We start from the raw sequence: 6,418 nt of genomic DNA on the forward strand, positions 1-6,418 counted from the left end.
ATTTGGTCGACAGTGCAAAAACCGAGCTGCCGGGTTACTTGAACTACAAGAACCACGCCGAAGCCGATTCCGAATGGAACACCCCGCCGACGTTTGCCATTTACGCACTGGGCAAAGTCGCTCGCTGGTTGACCAACGACATCGGTGGCCTCGATGCGATGGCAAAATTGAACGAGCAAAAATCGCAAATGCTCTACGATGTGATCGATTCGCACAGCGAATTCTACCAAGGTCACGCAGTCGATTGCTGTCGCTCGAAGATGAACGTCACGTTCAACTTGCCCAGCGATGAACTACTGAAAAAGTTCGTCAGCGAAGCCCAAACCCATGACTTGGCCAGCTTGAAAGGTCACCGCAGCGTCGGTGGTATTCGAGCGAGTGTTTACAACGCGATGCCGATCGAAGGCGCCGAAACCTTGGCCAAATTCATGACCGACTTTGCTAAAAAGAACGGCTAGTCTCGCAACCCGAACCGCTCCCAACGTTCCCCACTTTTTCGCTCCCTTTCTCCCAACAACTCCTGCCATGCATCGCATTCTCGTCCTCGACAACATTGCACAAGAAGGCCTCGATATCCTCGACGCTTCCCCGAACGTCGAATATGAAGTCCGTACCGGGCTTTCGGGTGAAGACTTACGAACCGCATTGAATGAGTTCGACGGAGCTATTCTTCGCAGCGGAGTCAAAATCACTCCGGAATCGCTCGAAGGCAACACCCGGATGCGTGCGTTAGTGCGAGCAGGTGTGGGAACGGACAACATCGACAAGGCCGCAGCGACGCGCCGCGGCATCGTCGTGATGAACACTCCGGCCGGCAACACCGTCAGCACCGCAGAGCACGCGTTTGCATTACTGTTGGCACTGAGCCGCAACATTCCTGCGGCCAACCAGGGTCTCGTCGAAGGACGCTGGGACCGCAAAAAGTACATGGGCACCCAGGTTGCCGGTAAAACGCTGGGCATCGTCGGCATGGGACGCATCGGACGCGAAGTCGCCTCGCGAGCCATCGCGTTCGACATGAAAGTCGTCGCGTTTGATCCGTTCTTGACCGACGAACAAGCTTCGGCGATCGGCGTCAAACGCGTTGCTACGGTCGACGAGATGCTGCCGCAAATTGACTACCTAACCGTGCACACTCCACTAACCCCCGAAACCAAGGGTTTGATCAGCCACGCTCAGCTGGACAAAGTCAAACCCGGTTTGCGAGTGATCAATGCGGCTCGTGGCGGCATCTACGACATCGACGCCTTGGTCGAAGGTCTCAAGAGCGGCCGCCTAGGCGGCGTGGCACTGGACGTGTTCGAGAACGAACCGTGCACCGACAGCCCGCTGTTCGGCATGCCCAACGTTGTCTGCACACCGCACCTCGGAGCGAGCACCGAAGAGGCTCAAACTCAAGTCGCGGTCGAAGGCATCCACTTGCTGATCAACTACTTACAAACCGGCGAAATCCGACACAGCGTCAATGTCGCATCGCTTGATCCGAAGACGCTCGAAGAACTGCGTGGTTTCTTGAATGTCGCTCATCGGCTTGGTCTGCTAGCGTGCCAATGGCACGGCGGTGGAATCGATCACGTTTCGATTACCTATCGCGGCGAAATTGCCAGCAAGGACACTCGCGTGGTCAACAACGCATTTTGCGCTGGCCTGCTCGAGCGGATTGTCGATGACGCCAACATCGTCAACTCGGAAATGTTGCTTCGCGAGCGCGGCATCGAACTGTCCGAAGAAAAGCATCGCGATAAAGGTGCATTCGCATCGAGCATCACCGTGAAAGTTTCCGGCGGCGGCCGCAGCATCATTGTCGGCGGTGCCGTGCTTGGTCAAAACATGCCACGTTTGATCATGTTGGATGAATACCGTTTGGAATCGTTCCTCGATGGCAAACTGCTGATTTTCGCGCACAAAGACGTACCCGGAATCATCGGTCGCGTGGGAACCGTATTTGGCACTCATGGAATCAATATCGCGCAGATGGCTGTGGGCCGCGAAGGCGATGCCCCCGGCGGTTCCGCGATTGGCGTGTTGAATATCGACGGCGACGTTCCTGCGGATGCATTGGCCGAAGTCGAAGGCATCGACGCGGTCACGCAAGTCAAGATTATCGACCTGCCCAAAGCAGGCGAACTGCCAAGCTGGTTGTCGTAAACCTAGTGGCCAAAGCCTGGCCTTGTTGCTGAAAACAACAGGTCTTTTCACGACGCGTGGTGCCATCGCATCACGCGTGGGTTTGCAAGCGGCTTGCCTACGACTGCAAACCATGGGGACTTGATGACTTCGCATTCACGCCACATCGGGATCGTCGGCGCCACCGGAATCGGGGTGGGCGCGATCGTGGGCGGAGGCATCTTGGCACTCGCCGGGACGGCGTTTGCAACCACCGGTCCCGCGGCGATGTTGGCGTTCGCTCTGAACGGCGTGATCGCACTGCTGACCGCACTGAGCCTTGCGGAAATGGCCTCAAAATTCCCCGAGTCTGGCGGCACCTATACGTTTGCCAAAAAGGCGTTGTCGGTCGAAGCCGCCTTTGCCGTCGGCTGGGTCGTGTGGTTTGCATCGATCGTCGCCTCGGTGCTGTATGCAATCGGCTTCGCCCACTTTGCCATCATCATGGCCAGCGATCTTTGGCAAGCGTATCGCGGCGATGGTGCTGCGGATTGGCTGCACACCGGGTGGTTCAAAACCGCGGCGGCGATTGCGACCACCGCGTTATTGGCGTTCAGTTTGACGCGGAAATCCTCTGGCGGCGGGCATTGGGTTAATGTTGCCAAGGTGGCGGTGTTCGCGTTATTGATTCTATCGGGACTCGTGGTCGTCGCGCGTCAGGGCACGATCCAAACGACGACGTCGCTGACTCCGTTTTTTACCGCTGGCTTTGGAGGATTGGTCCAAGCGATGGGCTACACCTTCATCGCATTGCAAGGATTTGATTTGATTGCCGCGGTGGGCGGAGAGGTCCGCCAACCGGCGAAAACGATCCCGCGAGCAATGGTATTGTCGCTGCTGATTGCGCTAGCGATTTATTTGCCCCTGCTGTTTGTGATCACCACCGCCGGAACGCCCCCAGGCCAAACGATTAGCGAACTTGCCCGCGAGAACCCCGAAGGCATCGTCGCGACCGCCGCAGAATCTTACCTCGGTCCGACAGGCTACTGGTTCGTGATTGTGGCAGCGGTGCTGTCGATGTTTTCGGCGCTCCAAGCGAATCTATTCGCAGCTTCACGAATTGCTCAAGCGATGGCATCGGATCGCGCGTTACCTCCGATCATGAGCGTCATCAGTGCGCATCGTGGCACCCCGGTCATGGCCATTGTCGTCACGGCAGCGCTGGTCTCGGTGATCGCCTTGGTGCTTCCGGACGTGGGAGCCGCCGGCGCTGCATCGAGCTTGATCTTTCTGGTCACGTTTGCCATTTCGCATTTATTGACGTTCCTGATCCGGCGGCGAAGTCGACGCCATCCGCCACCGTTTCGCACGCTCTGGTTTCCCATGATCCCGGTCGTCGGCGGTTTCGCTTGCATGGGGCTAGCGGTGTTTCAGGGAATCGTGGTCCCCGCAGCGGGGCTGATCACGGTCAGCTGGCTCGCGATTGGCGGGATCCTGTTTCTAAGCCTATTCGCACCGCGTGCCCGCGTGATGGATGTTTCCAGCATCGCGATTGATCCTGAACTCGCCACGCTTCGCGGCCGCACGCCGCTGGTGCTTGTCCCGATCGCCAACCCCAACAACGCCGAAGCCATGATCTCGCTAGCCGACGCGCTGGTGCCCGCCGAGATCGGCCGCGTGTTGACGCAAACCATTGTTGTGCCGCCCGCCAATTGGGACGCGAGCACCGACCACTCGCCCATTGAACGATCGCAAGAAGTGATGCACGAATTACTGCGAGCCTCGAACGAATCGGGGATTCGCGTCGAAGCACTGACCACGATCGCCGCCGAACCGATGGCGGAAATCGATCGAGTGGCGAGACTACATCGCTGCGATTCAGTGCTGCTGGGGCTGAGCAAGATCAGCGAAGACGGCCAAGCCGCTCAGCTCGAATCACTGCTGGGGCAACTCGATGCAAACGTGGTCATTTTAAGATCACGCGAAAACTGGCACTTCAAAGATGCTCGCCGAGTGCTGGTGCCGATTGCGGGTCGCGGAGGCCACGAACATTTGCTGGCGATGCTATTGGGAAGCATGAAACGGTCCGCACCGCGTGACATCACCTTTCTAAGGGTGATGCCCAACGACACCGCCGACGATTCCATTCGACGCGCCAATCGGGACCTGCGTCACTTGGCGCACGACCTTTGCTCGCAATCCAGCGCCAAAGTGGTGACCAGCAACAAGCCACTCGAAACGATTGCCGAACAAGCCAGCGAAGCCGACGTCTTGATCCTCGGTGTGCAGCGAGTCGGCCGACGAGAAAAACTGTTCGGCGATTTCATTTGCGAACTGGCCCATCGAACCGATTGCCCAATTATCCTAATCAGCAGCCGCGGATAGCCGTTGTTTCCGGGCCCATCCCCAGCCGTTATGTTAGAAAATCTTTCCCGCCCCTAGAACTAGGATTTCCCCCGATGAGTCTTCGCACGCTGCTTGGGTTACTGCTTCCTTTCTGTATCGTCACTCCGGTGTTGGCCGTACAACCACATGTCGTGATACTGATCGCCGAGCGAGAATACGAGACCGACCAAACGCTGCCAAAGTTTGCCGAAGCACATCTGCAGCATGACTTTCGCACCACGTTGGTGTATGCCAAGCCCGACGACAAAAATACGCTGGCGGGAATCGAAGCGGTCAAGGACGCCGACGTGCTGCTAATCAGTGTCCGCCGCAGGGCACTGCCAAAATCTCAATTGGATTTGATCCGCGATTATGTCGCCAATGGCAAACCGGTGATTGGTATCCGCACCGCCAATCACGCGTTCTTACTACGCAACGAAGAATCGCCCGCCGGGCATGACCAATGGCTCCACTGGGACGCCGACGTGTTTGGCGGCAGTTACACCAACCACTATGGAAATGACCTCAAAGCAAAGGTCACTTTTCGCAGCGACGACGCGATTCCTAAACTCCTTCTGGATGGCATCCGCAGGCAACCCTTCGTCGCCGGCGGCTCGCTCTACAAGGTCGCTCCGCTTGCCGAGGGCGCCGCCGTGCTGATGGACGGTAAAGTGGAAGGGCAGGGGAGTGAGCCGATTGCATGGACCTTCACTCGAGCCGACGGCGGCAAATCGTTCTACACCTCGCTCGGCCATCGTGACGACTTCGCCGGTGACGTGCTTCCCGCATTGCTGCTCAACGCAATCAAGTGGTCGCTTGAGAAATAGTCGAGCGTGGCACCGCGAGGGCAACAACCACCACCAACATTCCCACGGAAACCAGATTTGGCGAATGGGCCGGTTTTGGCGAATGGGGTCGAGTTTTTCGCTTTTTATCCCGAGCCCGACGTGCTTTCACAGATCGGTTTATTGATCCTGCTTAACGTTGATAAGCTTGCCTGAATCCGCTACTGCTTCTAGTTGATCTAGCGGCGTCGCGCAAACGAAAACAGGGCAGAGAACAATCCATGATTGTCCTTCTGCCCTGTCGATTTTGATACCGAGGGGTTTCGGCGGTAACGCCGTCAACGACCTACAACTTCGCCGCGGCGTCTTTGACCGCCGCACCGACTTCGATCACGTCCAGCTTGTTTTCCCCTGCAGAGATCTCGACTTCGATCGGAGTGGTGGTTACGGCTCGGTACTTGGCGTCAACAAGATCGAACATTTTAGCTTCGCTCGAGGATCCTGGGTCGTTGCCTGCCGCAGCACCTTCGATCTGGGTCTTGTTCACGGTCACCTTAAACGTGCCGGCCGGAACACCGACGTACTTGCCGTGGGTCATGACCACGGCTTCGCCGTTCTCGTTCGTACTTCCTCCTGAAACCCACCTGCTAAGCATGGGGTCAGTCGAGACGAGCTGGACGCTGGCGCCGACCAGCGGAGCGCCTCCTTGATGCACAGTGATCTCGGCCGGATGGAGCACCGGAAGGCCATCGGGCTTTTCTTCAGAGGCACACCCGGAAACCACTGCAAGCAACACGCAAGTAAACGCGATTCGATACATCTGCAAACACCTAATTCTGTTCAACATAAGATAAAACCCCCGCATCAGCACGGATCGTGATGATGGGGTGAGAAGGAAAACGAGACAAATCAAAATCAACCGTCATAGGAAACGGTTTCTTTTCCGTCCATCGATCCCATCGCTCCCCAAACCCCATGCGGGCTTTCACCGGAAGTGACTTGACGTGCATTGAGGTTCCCCGAGTCGATGGAATCAGTAATAAAGCGGACCGCACCATCAAACATCAGCGTCTGCACACCCCCTTGATGTTCGCTCGAGGGCGAATAGGTGCCCCAGCTATCGTTACCACCGCCGTAAGCAC

General features: G+C 57.3%; 6 protein-coding genes. 4 read left to right on the forward strand and 2 right to left on the reverse strand.

The genetic code is table 11. The features are described 5' to 3' along the window. From ABX962_RS26630 to ABX962_RS26645, 4 genes are all read left to right on the forward strand, one after another. The coding region (locus ABX962_RS26630) for an aminotransferase class V-fold PLP-dependent enzyme (RefSeq protein ID WP_372723927.1) at positions 1-458 on the forward strand (458 nt) is incomplete at its 5' end. Between the two features lie 67 nt (positions 459-525). Next, positions 526-2,148: a phosphoglycerate dehydrogenase gene (gene serA / locus ABX962_RS26635; protein ID WP_372723928.1), complete on the forward strand. Its 1,623-nt coding sequence runs from the start codon at positions 526-528 to the stop codon at positions 2,146-2,148. A gap of 123 nt (positions 2,149-2,271) precedes the next feature. Next, a complete protein-coding gene (locus ABX962_RS26640; RefSeq protein ID WP_372723930.1) occupies positions 2,272-4,491 on the forward strand; it encodes an amino acid permease in 2,220 nt (739 codons plus the stop codon). 74 nt (positions 4,492-4,565) lie between these two features. Continuing rightward, positions 4,566-5,318, forward strand: a complete 753-nt coding sequence (locus tag ABX962_RS26645) for a ThuA domain-containing protein (RefSeq protein WP_372723932.1) — start codon at positions 4,566-4,568, stop codon at positions 5,316-5,318. 304 nt (positions 5,319-5,622) lie between these two features. Here ABX962_RS26645 and ABX962_RS26650 read toward each other — a convergent pair whose 3' ends face one another. Together ABX962_RS26650 and ABX962_RS26655 are read right to left on the reverse strand one after the other, a co-directional pair. Next, positions 5,623-6,096 (reverse strand): carboxypeptidase regulatory-like domain-containing protein, encoded by a 474-nt coding sequence (locus ABX962_RS26650; RefSeq protein WP_372723934.1) that lies wholly within the window; start codon positions 6,094-6,096, stop codon positions 5,623-5,625. Between the two features lie 95 nt (positions 6,097-6,191). Beyond that, the coding region (locus tag ABX962_RS26655; RefSeq protein ID WP_372723936.1) for a DUF1559 domain-containing protein at positions 6,192-6,418 on the reverse strand (227 nt) is incomplete at its 5' end.

Source organism: Novipirellula sp., assembly GCF_041583735.1.
Lineage (GTDB): Bacteria > Planctomycetota > Planctomycetia > Pirellulales > Pirellulaceae > Novipirellula.